We start from the raw sequence: 17,660 nt of genomic DNA on the forward strand, positions 1-17,660 counted from the left end.
CTCTCAGGTCGGCTACGCATCGTCGCCTTGGTGAGCCGTTACCCCACCAACTAGCTAATGCGCCGTAGGTCCATCCATAAGTGGCAGATTGCTCCGCCTTTCCCGACTCCCTCATGCGAGGAAATCGCCTATCCGGTATTAGCCCACGTTTCCGTGAGTTATCCCGGTCTTAAGGGCAGGTTACCTACGTATTACTCACCCGTCCGCCGCTAAGCATCAGGAGTGCAAGCACTCCATCCGCTCCGCTCGACTTGCATGTATTAGGCACGCCGCCAGCGTTCGTCCTGAGCCAGGATCAAACTCTCCATAAAAGTTAAGTTCGACTTGCTCATGTATTGCCGACGAGGTCATTTGACCTCTTGCACAAACATCACTCGTTGTTCAGTTTTCAAAGAACAATTATTCGTTCGAAAGTCTTCTATAAAGCTTCTAAAAGCTTTTATATCTTTCTTTCTCGCGTTGTCATTGCGTTCAGCAGCGACCTTTATAATATATCACATTCGAGCGTTCTTCGTCAAGCATTTTTTTAAATCTTTTTTTCGATGTCGTTCGACATCTTTCGACTGCTTGCCTCGGTTCTCGAAGCGACGCTTTATAATGTACCACAGACGTATACAGCAAGTCAATAACTAAATCATAACCATTTTCAAGAAAATAATCGCCGCCAAACCAGGGACTCCAAGCAACCCGACCGCGGATAACGTAACCGGATTGACAGGCACATATACCTCAGCCGCCAAGCCGGTCGTATTCACGATATACAGAAGCACGAAGGCCGCTGTGCCATGGAGGAGGAAGCTCAAGATTCCCCGCCAGGCCAATCGCTGGCGCAGCAAGACGAACAGCAGCGCTGCCGCCGATACGATGAGTATGCCGATCATCACCCATTTCATTTAGGTCCACCCCTTTCCCAGCTTAAGAGCATGCAGTTCATTCCGCTTTGCTTTTTTGATTAGCATGGCCACTCGCTTCTCGGCAGCTTCCAACGTAAAGATTGCATAGTCGACCTCATCTTCGCCGACCGCATACTGGAATCGGGAATGGGCCCGCTCCCATTCCCGGAGCGCCTGCCTAATATCATCCATCAACTGCTCATGTTCGATTGCCTCCGCGACTTCCTGCTTTTGGACCCCGGAGAACCAGCGCTTGATCGTCAGCCATCGCACGTTCCGTCCCTCCCCATTCCTTGGTATAACTATGGTTATGGGAATCTGGACAAGACTAGAACCGAAAATGCCGACAAAAAGCCCCTGGCTGAATGCCAGGGGCCGAGATGGCTCATGCTATGTTATGCGCCGCCAATCCTGTTCAACGCATGTTTCTATTGAATTTCCCGCCGTCCCTCCAGCGCTTTGGACAGCGTCACTTCATCGGCATACTCCAGGTCGCCCCCCACCGGCAAGCCGTGGGCAATGCGCGTCACTCGGATACCGAAGGGCTTCACGAGGCGAGATATATACATCGCCGTCGCTTCCCCTTCGATATTCGGATTCGTGGCCAAGATCAATTCCTTCACCCGTTCATCGCTTAACCGCTTCAGCAATTCGGCAAGACGGATATCCTCCGGCCCAATCCCCTCCATTGGAGAGATTGCGCCCTGCAGCACATGATAATACCCCTGGAACTCCTTCGTTCGTTCCATGGCCACCAGATCCTTCGTTTCCTGCACCACGCAGATGACGGAAGGATCCCGGTTCTTGTCCTGACAGATCCGGCACGGATCCGAATCGGTTATATTGCAGCATACCGAGCAATATTGCAGATTGCGCTTCACGTTGACCAACGCTTTGGCGAAGTCGATGACATCATCTTCAGGCATGCGGATGACGTGGAACGCAAGGCGGGCAGCCGTCTTGGGCCCGATGCCCGGCAAGCGGGAAAATGCCTCGATCAACTTCGCGATCGGTTCTGGATAATACAAGGCTGCCTCTCCTTTTCAATGGCATAGGATGCAGACGCCGCTTCTCGCGAACCGGCGATCCGCGCAGACTTCGCGAGATGGAAATCTCCGCTCCCATAGGGCGTGTTCAAAAAGGCCGGCTTTCAGCACCGAAAGGCTGCAACGCGGACTTTGAACTTCCCCTACAATAACAGAAGGGCATATACCGAATGGTATATGCCGAACATGTCGCCTTATTAGAACAAGCCAGGAATTTTCATACCGCCTGTAAATTTGGCCATATCGTCATTCGCCATATCTTCTGCTTTGGTCAGCGCGTCATTGACAGCGGTAATCACGAGATCTTGAAGCATTTCGATATCTTCCGGATCAACGACTTCAGGCTTAATGACAATGCTGAGCACTTTTTTGTGGCCGTTCACTTCAACAGTGACTGCGCCGCCGCCGGAAGTCCCCGTCGTCTTCTTGTCAGCCAGTTGCTCCTGGGCCTTCAGCATTTGCTCTTGCATTCTCTTGACCTGTTTCATCATTTGATTCATATTGTTCATCGCTGTAATTTCTCCTTTTTTTCATAGAATAATATAATTACTCTTTTATGACAACGAGGTCTTCCCCGAACATGTGGAGCGCCTCGTCAATCCAAGGTTCTTGCGCCGATTCCGCTTCGGAACCTTCCGGCTCCAGCCGGAACGCAGGCTCTTCCTTCTCTCCGGCAGACCGCTCCGCCGCCTCTTCCCAATCCTTCAGCATCATCGTATCGAGCTGATACGGCTTGCCGAACACTTCGGACAGGACACGCTCAATCACCTGCTTGTTGTTGGGCTTCTCGGTCGTATCCCGGTGAATCGTATTTTTGAAGGCGACCAGCACCCGATCTTCCAGTGCCGATACAGGCTCCCCATTGACAAGCCAAGCGTGAATCGTGACGCCGGCTTCCTTCACTCGCTGCAGCACCTGTCCCCAATTGGAGCGGATGCGGTTCGAGTCGGAGGAATCCTTCGAGGCGGTATACCGTTCGAAATGAGGCGGCTGCTTCGCCATCCGCGACACCCGCGCAGGCGCTCTGGTGGCAGCCGGGGCCCGTTCGGGTTGTCCCCCGTCTGAACGCCCGTCCGGTATTCTCGCCTTCGCCAATTCATTCAGCTTCGCTTCTAATGACGCAACTTGACGCTGCAATTGTTGCACGACGGAAGAAGATACCGCCCCATCGGAACGATCGGCCTGCCGTTCAGCCGCCTCCGGTTGGCTTGTCAGCGTCCCCGGTTGATTCTGCACGGCTAACTGCAGCAAGGCTACCTCGAATAAGGTTTGCGGTTGCACCGCATATTTCATGTCCGTCTGATACCGGTTCAAGGTATCGATAATCCGGAACAAGCTTGCCGCTTCAAAGGCATCGGCCAGCTCCCGGAACGCTTCGACACGCGTCAGACGATCCGTCATCCCTTCTCCGTCCGGCACCATCTTCAGCATCAACAGATCGCGGAAAAAGTAGAGCAGACTCTCCATGCACTTGTCCGCGCTCTTCCCTTCCTGCATCATCGACTCCACCGTGGCAAGCACGGATCCTACATCCCCGGCTTGAACGGCGCGGGCGATGTCCGCGAACTGCTCCTCCGGTATCCCGCCGGTAATGTCCAGCACTTGCCGGTAGTCAAGACGGCCGTCAGTGAAGGATGCCGCCTGATCAAGGAGGCTGATCGCGTCGCGCATGCCGCCATCCGACAGCTTCGCGATATAGATCAGACTGTCCCGGTCGGCCTCAATTCCCTCATCCCTGCACACTTGCTCCAGACGGGCTACCTGTTCCTCCAGAGTCACTCTGCGGAAATCAAACCGCTGGCACCGGGAGACGATGGTCGCCGGCAGGCGATGAGGTTCCGTCGTGGCCAGGATGAACATGACATGAGCAGGAGGTTCTTCCAGCGTCTTGAGCAGCGCGTTGAAGGCCTCCGTCGTCAGCATGTGAACCTCATCAATAATATACACTTTGTGGCGAACTTCGGAAGGCGCGTATTTGACCTTTTCCCGAAGATCGCGAATTTCTTCCACGCCCCGGTTGGATGCGGCGTCGATCTCGACGACATCCATGACCGCACCGGCAGTGATGCGCCGGCAGGCTTCGCATTCATTGCAAGGCTCCGGACCCGGACCCTGTTCGCAGTTGACCGCTTTGGCCATGATCTTCGCAGCGGTGGTCTTGCCGGTTCCCCGGGGACCGCTGAAAAGGTAGGCATGCGAAAATCGCCGCTCACGCAGCGAGTTTTGCAATGTCTGAATAATATGCTGTTGTCCAACCATGTCACCGAATGACTGTGGCCGCCAAGCGCGATACAATGCAATATGTCCCATGCTGTAACCTCGAGAGCGTTTTTCTTATTATACTATATCACAAATTGTAAAAAAACAGCCATTCCCTCTCTTTGGCAATCAGGAAAACGGCTGTTCTTGAGTCCTATTATGTTCGATAAGGCGGTGATTTATGGTGCCGGGAATGGGAAATAAAGGGTAAAAGTCGTGCCATATCCTTTGGTCGAAACCCGTATCGAGCCGCCCAGATCATGAATAATGCGCTGGCAGACCGATAATCCTAGACCTGTGCCGTTCGCCTTGGTCGTGAAGAACGGATCGAAAATTTTGTCGATAATGTAGCAAGGGATACCTGGACCCGAATCCTGAATGTCAATCAAGACCCGCTTGCTCTCGTCATCCCGTCTTGCCGTCACGTTCAACACGCCGCCTTCGCTCATCGCCTCGATGCCGTTTTTGGCAATATTAATGAACACCTGCTTGAGCAGCTCGCGGTCGCCAATGACCAGGGGCAGCGGCTCCTCCGCCTTGTAGTTGACCTGAACCGCATGAAGAACCGCCTCATTCTGAATGATAGGTAAAATCTCGCCCAGCACCTGGTGGAGATTCACCCGCTCTATCGTCAGATGTTTCGGCTTGCTCAGCAGCAAAAACTCGCCGACCAATTCGTTGATCCGGTTAATCTCGGTCAGCATAATATCGGTGTAATGCACTTCCTTGATCATGCCATGCTCGTCGAGTTTCTTTTTGAACATTTGCAGGAAGCCCTTGATCGAGGTTAACGGGTTCCGTATCTCATGAGCCGTTCCGGCCGCGATCTGGCCGATCATGGCGAGTCTGTCGCTCCGCTGCACCTGCTCTTCGAGCGAGCGCAGATTGGACACATCCTTGAGCAGCACGTAAGCGCCAACAATCCGATCCTGCTCGTCCCGCAGAACATTCGAGTCCATCAGCAGATCATAGCGATCCGATCCGTTGGTCCAGGAGACGGCATGGTTGTGGGTGACGACACCTTCCAGAAGCGACCGCTGTACAAGATGGTACTCCGTCGGCATCTCTCCGAACAGATCATTGACCCGGCGATGCAGCACTTCGGGCTTGGTCCATCCGAGAATCCGGCACGCCATGTCGCTGATATCCACCAGGCGGAACTGGGCATCGAGCAGCAGGATGCCGAGATTGACGTCCTGCAAAAAAGCACCCGCAAACTGCTGCAGCAAATTCAGCTTTCCTTGCTCCTGATCCTGTCCCTCTGTCGATCCGGCAGAGGAGAGGGTACACGCTTGCTGAGAACCAAGAGGCCGATTCAATTCCGTCATAGGCTCACCTCATCGTATTATTGCGCCCATCTCTACCGCTCCCTCTTGATGTTGGGGGATATGTATAGTATTCCGTAAACGCAAATAAAATCCTGCCTCGTTTATTTAATATTTGAACATGTATTCATAAAAGGAGAACAAAAAACACCGATTCGCTCGGTGTTCGATATACGATATGGAACCGTGCACCTGTTATTGATAATTGTGATCCGAGCGGCACCTCCGCCTTACAGCTCAGGCCAGGCTTCCCTCCGGCACATGAAAAACCCTACTTATGGCTGCTTCCTTCCGGACCTGACCAGATTCATAGGTATTCATTGCGAAGGACCCAGCCGTCAACACCAAAGACGAATACCAAGCCTCACATCAACAAAACCTCTAACAGGAATTCAACCTCGCTACAGCGGATTGCGAGTTACAGGGCACCGCTACCTCCCCGTCTAGCACGGCATAACTTAGTATAGACGATCTGTGCCGAAAGTGCAACCGAAGTCAATTCTTTACAGCTTCACGGTCCTCCGCCGCTTCCTTCTCCTCCTTGGCTTCGGCCTCTCTTAAGCCCCATAACAGCAGCGTGCCGGCGGCGCTCATGAAGCCGCACAGCGCATATGCGCCTATATGCGTGGTATCCAACGGATATAAGCGAAGGAAGGCGCAGGTGACCAGCACCATCCATGCTGTCCCGATTACGATCCAGAACGGGCTGAGACTCAGTCTGCGGCCGATGAACAGCGCATGGAGACAACCAAAGCCAATAATGATGCTGTACGCGACAAGCAGGCTCAGCCATGCCAGGGCCGGATTCGCATCCGTCTGCCCCGGCCAGCCCCATGCCGGAAACGTCCTCTTGGCCAGGACAAGCATTCCATAGATGACGCCCCACACGACGAGCGCTCCCGCCATGGACAGCAGACTATCGGCGGCGAGGCTGGAGAGCTTCCTCTCATGTATAGGATGACTGCCCCGTTCCGCCTGTATCCAGGCTTGATAGCGCCGCTTCCCCCATGCCTCTACGGCGGCGGCCAGCAGCAGCATCGCTCCCGCAGCGAGAAGCAGCGCAGGGGACAGATCGCCCCGCAGGAGCCGGATAAGATATCCGAAGCCGAAGCCGAGCAGTTTTTCTGCCATTGGATCTCACTCCTGCCCCGGTGCGGAGAGATCCGCCTCGAAGTCAAGATTGACCGGGGCGGCAGGCAGGGACTGCCCGATCTCCGGCAGCATATCGGTCGCCGGGACGGTCTCGTCGACCTCCTCGAAGCGCAATCCGTCTATCCAGATCTGTCCCGGTCCGCTGAGCAGCGCCCCGAAGGCAATCGCCTCCGCCTGCTCCGACACATCCAGCACAATGGTATACAACGCCCATTCGGTCGTTCCCTGTATCGGACGGGCCGTCATATTGTCGAAGGCAAGCACCTTCTCTTCCGGTCCGTCCACGCGCATCCACATCCCCGCATACTGCTTTACCCGCTCCGATTTCATAAATCCATTGAGCCGGATTCTTCGTCCTCGATATTGCCCGGCATCGAACATCTGCATCAGCGTCCCGAAGCCGTCCGGCTTGGCCGACGCATCTCCCCGCAGCGTGCCGGACGCCTTCCCCCGGTGCACCTGAACCCGATCGATGCCTGCCGTGTATTCATGCGGGTAGAGCCCGGTAATGATCCAGCCTTGGGGCGCGGTCTGCGGAGCCCGCAGCGGGTTAGACGGCTGCGCATCGTCATGAAATACATCACTCACCATCAATCCCTCCTCCGTTCGATGAAATATCCGGAAGCCGCTCCGGTATTGGTGCGGCGTCATGCCGTAGAGGCGCATGAACGCGCGCGTGAAGGAGTCCTGTCCGGCGAAGCGGTATTCCAGCGCGATGTCCAGAATCCGCTTGTTCGTCCGAAGCAGATCGGCCGCGGCGCGGGCGAGACGCCGCTCCCGCAAATAGGAAGCCGCACTGTACCCCAACTGCCTCTGGAATACCCGATGCAGATGAAAGCGGGACACTGCCGTGTGGCGGGCTACATCATCAAAGTTCACATCATCGGTCAGATGCCGTTCAATATAAGCCACCGCGCGGCGTATCCACCGCTCATGCTCCCTTCCTCCCATGAGAACACGATCCTTCCTGTCCTCCCGGCTTTCCTCTATATCATATCCCGCCGGATCGGGTGCGGTTTTGACATTTTGTGCTCAACGGCGCGTCGGCATAAAAAAATAAACCCTCTCGCTGTCTCCAGCAAGAGAGTCTATATTTAACGTATTACATGCCATATTTCTTCTTAAATTTATCCACACGACCGCCCGCATCAACAAACTTCTGTTTGCCTGTGAAGAACGGATGGCAAGCCGAGCACACCTCTACTTTCAGGTTTTCCTTAACCGAACCTGTTTCGAACGTATTACCGCATGCGCAAGTTACCGTAGTAATGTGGTATTTTGGTTGAATCGCTTCTTTCATTCGAATTCACCTTCTTTCCGCCCTGAGCCCTTTGCGTTCCCAGAGTTATATAGAACAATAATGAATTATATCACGGCTCGCCCAACAGCGCAACCAGAAAGTAGCGTATCGGGAAAAGCCATAGCGTCCGTCCGGCTCGTCCAATCTAGTTCCGCCGCACTCTATTAGCTGACCGAAGTGCTCCGGGTACGGCGCGTCGGCGTCGGCGTGTTGCCGTTCGCGTCCAAGGTAGCCAGGAATTCCGTGTTCGTCTTCGTATCACGCAGCTTTTTGAGGAACTGATCGATGAATTCCGGCGTTTCGTTCATATTTTTCCGGATCATCCACAGCTTGTCGAGCTCTTCCTTCGACAGCAGCATCTCCTCGCGGCGCGTTCCGGAGCGTCGGATATCGATGGCCGGGAATATGCGCCGTTCCGCCAATTTGCGATCCAGGTGCAGCTCCATGTTGCCTGTGCCTTTGAATTCCTCGTAAATGATATCATCCATGCGCGACCCGGTCTCGACCAGCGCCGTCGCCAAAATGGTCAGGCTGCCGCCTTCCTCGATATTGCGCGCCGAACCGAAGAAGCGCTTCGGACGATGGAAGGAAGCCGGATCGATACCGCCCGACAGCGTCCGCCCCGATGGCGGAATAACCAGGTTATAGGCCCGTGCCAGCCGGGTGATGCTGTCCAGCAGGATAACGACGTCCTTCTTATGCTCTACAAGGCGAAGCGCCCGCTCAAGCACGAGCTCGGCGACCTTGATATGATTTTCGGGCACTTCATCGAATGTGGATGCCACGACTTCGCCCTTGACGGAACGCTGCATGTCGGTGACTTCTTCCGGGCGCTCGTCGATCAGCAGCACGAACAGCTCAATTTCAGGATTGTTCTCCGAGATGCTGTTGGCGATTTCTTTTAAGAGCAGCGTCTTCCCGGCCTTAGGCGGTGCGACGATCAAGCCGCGCTGTCCCAAGCCGACAGGAGCAATCAAATCCATAATCCGTGTTGAAATGCGGGATGGGGAAGTTTCGAGCACCAGCTTCTTCTGCGGGTAAAGAGGGGTTAATGCAGGAAAGTGCAGCCGTTGCGCGGCATCTTCTGGATTTTCGCCATTCACGGCATTAATCTGCAGCAGCCCGAAATAGCGCTCGTTCTCTTTCGGAGGGCGGCACTTGCCTGAGACGACATCCCCCGTTCTCAGATCGAATCTACGAATTTGCGACTGCGAGATATAAATATCCTCCGCGCTCGGCAAATAGTTAATCGGCCGAAGGAAGCCGAAGCCTTCCGGCAAAATGTCAAGAACGCCCTCCATGAACATATAGCCGCCTTGCTCCGCTTGCGCGCGCAAAATCGCGAAAATCAATTCTTTTTTCTTCAATTGACCATAGCCTGGTATCTGGAATTCCTTCGCCAGCTTGTACAATTCGGTCAATTTCTTCGTTTCCAAATCGGAAATTTGTAAATCCATAAATACAACTCCTATTCTGTTATGAAATGCGGACAATGTCGTATCAATAAGTCCCTTTCCCTTATTCAGCACGGGAATACAGCAGTTGTTTTTTCTATGTCATTTGTATTGATGGGCTGTTTCACCGGAAAGAAATCGTGGACGGAATGAAGATGAGAAGATGGTGAGCCAGAGGCAGCCAATTCTTCATCATAGGTTGATATATCGTAGAAATAGAAATCTTGTCTCTGTATGGATTGTGCCCATATCAATCTATTATTAACCTATCTTTACCCCAACAGAATCGATTTATTCCACCTGACGCCATACATCGGCGCCAAGATTGCGCAAATTGGACACGAGATGATCATACCCGCGGTCGATAAATTCGACTCCTGAAATCTCCGTGACATCGGTATCTACCGTCAAGCCGGCAATAACGAGCGCAGCGCCGGCACGCAGATCGGACGCTCTGACCTTCGCCGCATTCAGCTTCGTGCCTTCGATGACGGCGGTTCGCCCTTCCACCCGTATTTTGGCCCCCATGCGGGCCAGTTCGGGGACATGCTTGAACCGGCTGCTGTACACGAGGTCCGTCAGCATGCTCACCCCTTTGGCCTGCGTCAGCAAGCTGGTCATCGGGGATTGGAGATCCGTCGGAAATCCGGGATATACAAGCGCCTTCACATCGATGCTGTTATATTCGGGCTGTCCGATAACGCGAAGCGACTCATCGCCTTCGATGACGCGAACGCCCATTTCTTCCAGCTTCGCCGTAAGGGCTTCCAGATGTTTTGGGATAACGTTGTCAATCAGAATATCGCCGCAAGTGGCCGCAGCCGCAATCATATACGTTCCCGCCTGAATGCGGTCCGGAATAATCGAGTGCGTGCAGCCGCGCAGGCTGTCCACGCCTTCAATGCGGATCGTCTCCGTGCCCGCTCCCTTGATGCGGGCGCCCATCGCATTAAGCAGTGTGGCAACATCTATAATTTCAGGCTCTTTGGCCGCATTTTCAATAATCGTAGTGCCTTTGGCGCGCGAGGCCGCAAGCATAATATTAATGGTCGCCCCTACACTGACGACATCCAAATAGATTTTGGCGCCGCGAAGTTCCCGCGCATAAATATGGACGGAGCCGTGATCGTTGGTAACCGTCGCGCCTAAAGCTTCAAAGCCTTTGATATGCTGATCGATCGGGCGAGGCTCGAAATTGCAGCCGCCCGGCATGCCGATGGTCGCTTCGCCGAACCGACCCAAAAGCGCGCCCATCAAATAGTAGGAGGCCCGCAATTTTTTGACGGGTCCATTGTGCATCGGTACCGAAATCATCCGCGACGGATCGATGCGCAGACAGGAACCTTCCCAGCTAACCTGTCCGCCAAGCTCCGTCAAAATCTCCATATAAGTGGCGACATCGCTCAGTTCGGGCAAATTATCCAGTACGACTTCCGTCTCCGCAAGGATTGCTGCAGGAATAAGCGCAACCGCGCTATTTTTGGCACCGCTGATCTGAACGGAGCCTCGAAGCGGCCGACCGCCGCTAATCATTAACTTCTCCATGACAAGCCAGTTCCTCCCATGCGTTGCTGACAACCCCGACAGCCGGCGACATCCGGCCTATATCGGCTCCCCATAATGCAAAAAGGGAAGAACACCGGCGAACCGGTGCTATTCCCGTATTCGTAAACGTAGTATTAACTATGGAATTGCGCTTGTTACGCTTGGTTGTTGCTGCCGAACAAGCGAATTTTGGCGCGAACGACTTCCACCATCGCTTTACGAGCCGGAGTCAAATATTTACGAGGGTCGATCATGTCGGCATCCTTCGCCAATGCTTCGCGAATCGCTGCCGTACAAGCGACTTGGTTCTCGGTATTCACGTTGATTTTGCCGGCGCCCGCCGCGATAGCCTTGCGGATGGATTCGTCAGGCACCCCGGAACCGCCATGAAGCACGACTGGCACAGGAATTTTGGAAGCTACTGCTTCAATGATATCATAGTGAAGTTTTGGCTCGCCTTTGTACATGCCGTGAGCCGTACCGACCGCAATCGCCAGGGCGTCTACGCCCGTTTCTTCGTAGAAACGGATCGCTTCTTCCGGTTTAGCCAGTTGTGCGGATGCTTCATCCACTTCCAGGTCGTCTTCGACCCCGCCGATAGTTCCCAATTCGCCCTCGACGGATACGCCCATCGCATGAGCCGCTTTAACGACTTCCTTGGTCAAGCGAATGTTGTCTTCATATGCATGATGGGATCCGTCGAACATGACGGAAGAGAATCCTGCACGGATACAAGCCATAGCGACTTCAAATGTGCTGCCGTGGTCAAGATGCAAAGCGATTGGCAAGCCGGATTTCTTCGCAGCCGCTTCCGCCATGGCAACGGTATATTCCATTCCCATGTAACGCAATGCCCCTTCGGATACACCGAAAATGATTGGCGCATTCTCTTCCATGGCTGCTTCCGTAATCGCTTGAGTGAATTCTAGGTTGTTAATGTTGAATTGGCCCACCGCAAATTTGCCCGCTTTTGCTTTTGGCAGGAATTCGTTCATCGAAACTAATGGCATGGTCTCCATCCTCCTAAGAAGTTGTCTTTGTCTGTATTTCTGTAGTTAGCCGACATCCAGTACGGTGTTATTATATCACATTTGACCGTAAAAAAGTAAACAACCTCTTGACAAACCCTGCCGCTTCGAAGACGCCGTCCGACCGCCATTTCCGCGCTTCGCCCTTCATCCGTCCCGCTCAAAGCAAAGAAGCCGGGTGTCAGCGCCCAGCATCGTTCAAACCTATGTCATTGCCTTGTCTATCGGGTCATGTCGTCATATTCGCCGGGTTCGCCGCCGAATGGTCCTGTTGCAGCGTCATGTTCACCGCCACTCTCATCTCATCAATGTCGAACGGCTTCGTAAAATGCATGATCGCGCCAAGATCGGTCGCTTCCTTGATCATATCCAACTCTCCGTAGGCTGTCATCATAATGACTTTCATCTCCGGCTCCATCTTCTTAATCTGCTTCAAAATTTCCAAGCCGTCCATGCCCGGAATCTTCATGTCCAGCAAGACAATATCCGGAGATTCCTCACGCACGATGTTCAATGCAACCTTTCCGTTGGAAGCTTGGTAGGTCGAGTATCCTTCACTGCTGAATACTTCCATCAGAAGAACCCGAATACCGTTTTGATCATCGACTATCAATACTTTCTTCTTCTCCAACTGGTACCCCTCCCATCGTGTAACACGAGCGAGTGCACCCGTTAATACAGGCGTCGCCTCGTATGAACATGCTTTTTTTTCCAAAGCAAGAATAATGGTACTTATTCGCCTTGATATATTAAAATCCTGCTTGAAATACGGAAAAACATGATCTTCCCCTTCCAAAGAGCAAAAAATAGGCGGAAATCCCCATTATGGGAATTTCCGCCTGGATCATTATCCGCGGTGCGCCACGGCCGCCCGGACAAACTCCCGGAACAGCGGCTGCGGGCGGTTCGGACGGGAAGTGAATTCCGGATGGAATTGCACCGCCAGGAACCATGGATGGTCAGCCAACTCCACGATCTCGACCAGCCGGCCGTCCGGAGATGTGCCGCTGAACTTCAGACCGGCGCGCTCCATCGCCTCGCGGTATTCATTGTTGAATTCATAACGGTGACGATGGCGCTCATACACTAGCTCGTCCTGATAGCTTGCCATCGCAAGCGAATCTTCCTGAAGCTTGCAAGGATACAGTCCCAGACGCATCGTTCCGCCCAGATCCTCGATATCCTTCTGTTCAGGCAGCAGGTCGATGACCGGGTAATCGGTCGATGGATTGATCTCCGAGCTGTTCGCTCCTGTCATGCCCAGCACGGAGCGGGCATATTCGATAACCGCCACCTGCATGCCGAGGCAAATGCCGAAGAACGGAATCTTCTGCTCGCGGGCATAGCGGATCGCGGATACTTTGCCTTCAATGCCCCGATCTCCGAAGCCGCCCGGCACCAGAATGCCGTGCACGCCCTCGAGGTGCTCCCGCGCATTGTCGTCCGTAATCTCCTCCGCGTTGACCCAGCGGATGTTCACTTCCGTATTCGCATCGAACCCTGCGTGCGCCAACGCTTCGACGACAGACAGATACGCATCGTGCAGAGCGACATATTTGCCCACGATCGCAATCTCGACTTGTCCCTGGAGCTGCTTCACGCGATCGACGAGCTTAATCCACTCCGTCATATCCGGCTCCTTCGTCTCCAGCTTCAAATGATTGACGACGATGTCATCCATGCCTTGATCGCGAAGCATCAGCGGGACTTCGTACAAAGTGGAGGCGTCGCGGCATTCCACGACGGCATTGGCATCAATATCGCAGAAAAGCGCGATCTTGCGCTTCAAGTCCTCGGACAAGGCGTGCTCTGTCCGGCATACGAGCATGTTCGGCTGAATCCCGATGCTCCGCAGCTCTTTCACGCTGTGCTGTGTCGGCTTCGTCTTCACTTCGCCGGCAGCCTTGATGTATGGAATCAGAGTAACATGGATGTACATGACGTTGTCGCGGCCCACATCGCTCTTAATCTGGCGGATGGCTTCCAGGAACGGAAGGCTCTCAATGTCGCCGACGGTGCCGCCGATCTCGGTGATGACCACGTCGGAACCGGCTTCCTTGCCGGCGCGGAAGACGCGCTCCTTGATCTCGTTCGTAATATGCGGAATCACTTGAACGGTGCCGCCCAGATATTCACCGCGGCGTTCTTTGGAGATGACCGATGAATAAACCTTGCCGGTCGTAACATTGCTGTTCTTCGACAAGTTGATATCGATGAAGCGCTCGTAGTGTCCGAGATCGAGGTCGGTCTCCGCTCCGTCGTCGGTCACGAACACTTCGCCGTGCTGATACGGGCTCATCGTGCCCGGATCTACGTTAATATAGGGGTCGAACTTTTGGATCGTAACCTTCAGCCCCCGATTCTTCAGCAATCTTCCCAGGGACGCCGCAGTGATCCCTTTGCCTAGAGAAGATACAACGCCGCCCGTCACAAAAATATACTTTGCCACTGGTGAAACCCTCCTATGATCAAATGCATACAAGACATGTTCTCGGGAGGCTTTGACTCTTGAGTCAGGGTTCGAAGAAATCACATGCTGCCTGATGTTATCGTAACCCATTTGCACGAGAAAAATTGATGAAAAAATGTCAATAAAAAAATAAAAAAGTGACTCCCGTAGTGTCACGGGGCACTTTCATCTTTTAGCGTCAATCAACCTATTCAATTACAAACAAATCAAAAGCCCATATGCTAGTTTACTCTGTAGGACATGCCGTGTCAAGGGAACGTTTGCGGATTTTCCAGCCAATTGATCGCGGTCTCGCCAGGATCCAGATTCGCCCAGCACAAGGAGGGGATTTCCGCCCCTTCCAGGCCGCAGCGGCCCGGCTCCGGCATGCAGAATAAGGGGCATCACAGCCAAGATCAGAGGGGCGGATTCAGATAAAAACCGTTTGCTTATCTTCCCGCCGTAGCGTCTCGAAGGAGATCGCCCGGGAAACATAAGCAAACGGTCCGTCACAGCCGCTGGCTCGGATTCCGACTAGCGATCGTCATCCTCTTCCATATCCGGCTCTTCTTCCTCGTCAGGGTTGTCTTCATCGATCTCTTCATCATCGATAATGACTTCCTCTTCTACTTCCGCATCCTCTTCTTCATCCACATACATGTCTTCATCGTCTTCGCCGTCTTCGTCCACGAAGTCGAAGTCTTCATCATTGTTGTAGCTGTCGTCCTCTTCGACGAACATATCGTCATCTTCCAGATCATCGTCGTCATCGTTAATGATGCGAGGACGCTTCGTGCCCATCGACTCTTCCGAGCGATCGACAGGATACCAGCGCTTCAAGCCCCAGAGATTGTTCCCTACGCACGCGAAGCGGCCATCAATGTTGATTTCCGTATATAACTGTGCAATGACATCATTAATTTGCTCTTCGCTGAGTCCGCGAAGCTTCGCAACTTCATTCATCAGATCACGGTAGTAGAAAGGCGTGTTGGCTGCTTTCAAGACGAGGAAAGCAATATCCACCATCGGCATTTCTTGCACTTTGTCGGGATCCAACTTCAATTCCAACGGGGTGCTCATAAGGACACATCCTCTCTCAAAGGTTCAAACGGATAAATACGATCATATCCAGTTTCACACCTAAGTAAAACCGATTTTCCATGAAAAAGCAAGTTTTCACGACGTGGACAAAAAAATGCCACATGTCTGTCTCCTTCCGCTTCCATTGAAAGAAAAAAAGAAACGCGAAGGGCATCCCTTCGCGTTCGACTGTATCCGCACCACAGACAGGTTTACACCTCGTCTACCGTGTGCAAAGCCCTTCGCCGGCTCTTCTTCATCCTATGTCCGCAGCCGCCTTTTGACACGGGAGAAGGCCTAACTTTCGCAAAAAAGGCAGCTACCCCAGTCCACCCTCCTCCCCTTGGCATACGATACCCCACAAGGAATTGTCGGGAGGGACTCGACATTGGATATGACGGCCTTATTGCACATGTTGCTTCAAGAGATGTCCTTCAGCGGACGGCCTGGAGCGAAGCGGTTGATTCGCTTCCATCGGCCGGAGCGGTTCGCCGCATTCAGCGAGGCGCTCCGCACGCTTCGCCGGGATCGGCCCGAGCTCCAGCATCTCCGCGAACTTCCGCTCATCCGCGCCTGGAGCTGTCCGGTTCCCGAATCGGTTGCACAGCTGCTGTCACGGTATCCGAACGAGTTCACGATAGAGGAAGACGCGTTGATCGCGATTCAGGCCGCTTCCCACAGGCCGGTCTCCTGGGAGCGGGGGATTCCGTGGGGCGTGCGGCAGATCAAGGCTCCGCAAGCATGGGGAACGACCACCGGCCACCGCGTGCACATCGGCGTGATCGACACAGGGGCCGATTACCGCCATCCCGATCTTCGCCAGTCGCTGATGCGCGGAGTCAACTTCGTTCACCGCGGCATGCCGCCGTATGATGACAACGGTCATGGGACCCATATTGCGGGCACGATAGCTGCGGCCAATCAAATGTACGGCATTATCGGCGTGGCTCCCCGCGCCTTAATCCATCCCGTAAAATCATTTGATGAGAACGGAGCCGCTTATGTGTCTGATATTATCAACGGCATTGAATGGTGCGTCCGTAACGGGATGCACATCATCAATATGAGCTTCGGCATGAAATCCCGCAGCAAGTCGCTGCTGCAAGCGGTGACCCAGGCCTATCAATCCGGGGTCACCGTCGTCGCTTCATCCGGGAACGACGCGAAGCGCAAGTCCATCGATTACCCGGCCCGCTATCCCCAGACGATCTCCGTCGGGGCCACCGATCGCATGCGGCGGATTGCGCCGTTCAGCAACCGGGGGCAATTCGTCGATATTTACGCCCCCGGCGAGAAGATCGTGTCCTCCTGGATTAAGGGCAAATATCACGAGATGAGCGGCACCTCGATGGCCACCTCGCACATCAGCGGTGCGATCGCGCTCCTGCTTGCCGTGCGGCCGCGCTTGAAGCCGGGCGAGATCAAGGCTTTGCTCCGGCGGACAGCGAACCCGGTTCACGGCCGCAAAACCCGCAACCTCCAGGCCAAGGTGCCTGGCGAGGTAGATGTAATGCGGCTGCTGAAGGAAGCCGAGCGGCTGTAGCGGTCGCCCGGACGTATCCCTGGGCGGGCTGGAAGCGGTCGGTCAGGAATGGGCTATGCGCATGAATCGTCCCCCTCCGGAATGATGGGCTGCCAACTGTGCCGCTCCCAATCAGGGGGCGCCACGAATTGGCTCCCGGGAGGGGCTATTCCCGTTCCGGCGAGGCATCAACTTCCGCGGCTGTGGAACGTTGGGCTTCCGCTCTGCGGGATGCACGGCCTTTGCTCTGTTGAACACCGGGCTTCCGCTCTACGGAATGCCGCAGCGTTTCTCGAAACAGGGTCTCAGGCTCGGATCTCCATACAATGATGCAAAACTGCAGCTTTGTCCCCCGTTGCCGCTTATTGCAATAGAAAATCCTGCAAATATACAGCAATCACCGGGCATTTCTGCACAAACTCGAATTCTGCCGGGAAAATGATGTACATTTGCAGGAATGATGCTCAATCAGGCCCCGAACCGAGGCAGAATCCTGCATTATAGCAGGAATTCGGCGTTCCACCACGGCGATGACATGAATTATCTTCCCGTTGGTGGCGACCGTATTCGTCATATTATGCACGAGGGAGCGCCGTTCCTTGATGCT

At 54.0% G+C, this 17,660-nt stretch carries 16 protein-coding genes, 1 rRNA gene and 1 other RNA gene; 1 reads left to right on the top strand and 17 read right to left on the bottom strand.

Annotated elements, in window-relative coordinates:
- The 17 genes from ABD76_RS23025 to rpoE all read right to left on the bottom strand — a co-directional run.
- Positions 1–311 (bottom strand): 16S ribosomal RNA (locus ABD76_RS23025); the annotation flags it as partial.
- 318 nt (positions 312–629) lie between these two features.
- On the bottom strand, positions 630–893 hold the full coding sequence (locus tag ABD76_RS23030; protein ID WP_197259386.1) for a pro-sigmaK processing inhibitor BofA family protein: 264 nt from the start codon (positions 891–893) through the stop codon (positions 630–632).
- Positions 894–1,166, bottom strand: coding sequence for a DUF2508 family protein (locus ABD76_RS23035; protein WP_197259387.1), 273 nt, complete (start codon positions 1,164–1,166; stop codon positions 894–896).
- Positions 1,167–1,321: 155 nt separating this feature from the next.
- On the bottom strand, positions 1,322–1,921 hold the full coding sequence (gene recR / locus ABD76_RS23040; RefSeq protein WP_197259388.1) for a recombination mediator RecR: 600 nt from the start codon (positions 1,919–1,921) through the stop codon (positions 1,322–1,324).
- A gap of 215 nt (positions 1,922–2,136) precedes the next feature.
- A complete protein-coding gene (locus ABD76_RS23045; RefSeq protein ID WP_168183002.1) occupies positions 2,137–2,448 on the bottom strand; it encodes a YbaB/EbfC family nucleoid-associated protein in 312 nt (103 codons plus the stop codon).
- Between the two features lie 37 nt (positions 2,449–2,485).
- The gene (dnaX, locus tag ABD76_RS23050; protein WP_197259389.1) at positions 2,486–4,249 is read right to left on the bottom strand and encodes a DNA polymerase III subunit gamma/tau; all 1,764 of its coding nucleotides are present in this window, start codon (positions 4,247–4,249) and stop codon (positions 2,486–2,488) included.
- 128 nt (positions 4,250–4,377) lie between these two features.
- On the bottom strand, positions 4,378–5,526 hold the full coding sequence (locus ABD76_RS23055; RefSeq protein ID WP_197259390.1) for an ATP-binding protein: 1,149 nt from the start codon (positions 5,524–5,526) through the stop codon (positions 4,378–4,380).
- A 181-nt stretch (positions 5,527–5,707) separates the two neighbouring features.
- Positions 5,708–5,975: signal recognition particle sRNA large type (ffs, locus tag ABD76_RS23060), an RNA gene on the bottom strand.
- A 43-nt stretch (positions 5,976–6,018) separates the two neighbouring features.
- Positions 6,019–6,654 carry a hypothetical protein gene (locus tag ABD76_RS23065; RefSeq protein ID WP_197259391.1) on the bottom strand — a complete coding sequence of 212 codons (636 nt, stop codon included), beginning with the start codon at positions 6,652–6,654 and terminating at the stop codon, positions 6,019–6,021.
- A 6-nt stretch (positions 6,655–6,660) separates the two neighbouring features.
- The gene (locus ABD76_RS23070; RefSeq protein WP_197259392.1) at positions 6,661–7,626 is read right to left on the bottom strand and encodes a helix-turn-helix transcriptional regulator; all 966 of its coding nucleotides are present in this window, start codon (positions 7,624–7,626) and stop codon (positions 6,661–6,663) included.
- A 151-nt stretch (positions 7,627–7,777) separates the two neighbouring features.
- Positions 7,778–7,975 carry a 50S ribosomal protein L31 gene (rpmE, locus tag ABD76_RS23075; RefSeq protein ID WP_197259393.1) on the bottom strand — a complete coding sequence of 66 codons (198 nt, stop codon included), beginning with the start codon at positions 7,973–7,975 and terminating at the stop codon, positions 7,778–7,780.
- Positions 7,976–8,139: 164 nt separating this feature from the next.
- Entirely contained in the window at positions 8,140–9,432 is a 1,293-nt protein-coding gene (gene rho / locus ABD76_RS23080; protein ID WP_168183008.1) for a transcription termination factor Rho, read from the bottom strand.
- Between the two features lie 288 nt (positions 9,433–9,720).
- Positions 9,721–10,974, bottom strand: coding sequence for a UDP-N-acetylglucosamine 1-carboxyvinyltransferase (locus ABD76_RS23085; RefSeq protein WP_197259394.1), 1,254 nt, complete (start codon positions 10,972–10,974; stop codon positions 9,721–9,723).
- Positions 10,975–11,129: 155 nt separating this feature from the next.
- Positions 11,130–11,984 carry a class II fructose-1,6-bisphosphate aldolase gene (gene fba, locus ABD76_RS23090; protein WP_168183010.1) on the bottom strand — a complete coding sequence of 285 codons (855 nt, stop codon included), beginning with the start codon at positions 11,982–11,984 and terminating at the stop codon, positions 11,130–11,132.
- A gap of 247 nt (positions 11,985–12,231) precedes the next feature.
- Positions 12,232–12,633 (bottom strand): response regulator, encoded by a 402-nt coding sequence (locus ABD76_RS23095; RefSeq protein WP_197259395.1) that lies wholly within the window; start codon positions 12,631–12,633, stop codon positions 12,232–12,234.
- A 216-nt stretch (positions 12,634–12,849) separates the two neighbouring features.
- Positions 12,850–14,451 (bottom strand): CTP synthase, encoded by a 1,602-nt coding sequence (locus ABD76_RS23100; RefSeq protein WP_197259396.1) that lies wholly within the window; start codon positions 14,449–14,451, stop codon positions 12,850–12,852.
- Positions 14,452–14,985: 534 nt separating this feature from the next.
- A complete protein-coding gene (gene rpoE, locus ABD76_RS23105) occupies positions 14,986–15,531 on the bottom strand; it encodes a DNA-directed RNA polymerase subunit delta (protein ID WP_197259397.1) in 546 nt (181 codons plus the stop codon).
- Between the two features lie 388 nt (positions 15,532–15,919).
- On the opposite strand from rpoE, the gene ABD76_RS23110 reads away from it, so the two are divergent.
- The gene (locus tag ABD76_RS23110) at positions 15,920–17,074 is read left to right on the top strand and encodes a S8 family peptidase (protein WP_197259398.1); all 1,155 of its coding nucleotides are present in this window, start codon (positions 15,920–15,922) and stop codon (positions 17,072–17,074) included.
- The last annotated feature ends 586 nt before the right edge of the window (positions 17,075–17,660 follow it).

The sequence above is a fragment of the Paenibacillus dendritiformis genome (genome assembly GCF_015845845.1).
In the GTDB taxonomy this organism is placed as follows: Bacteria; Bacillota; Bacilli; order Paenibacillales; family Paenibacillaceae; genus Paenibacillus_B; species Paenibacillus_B dendritiformis_C.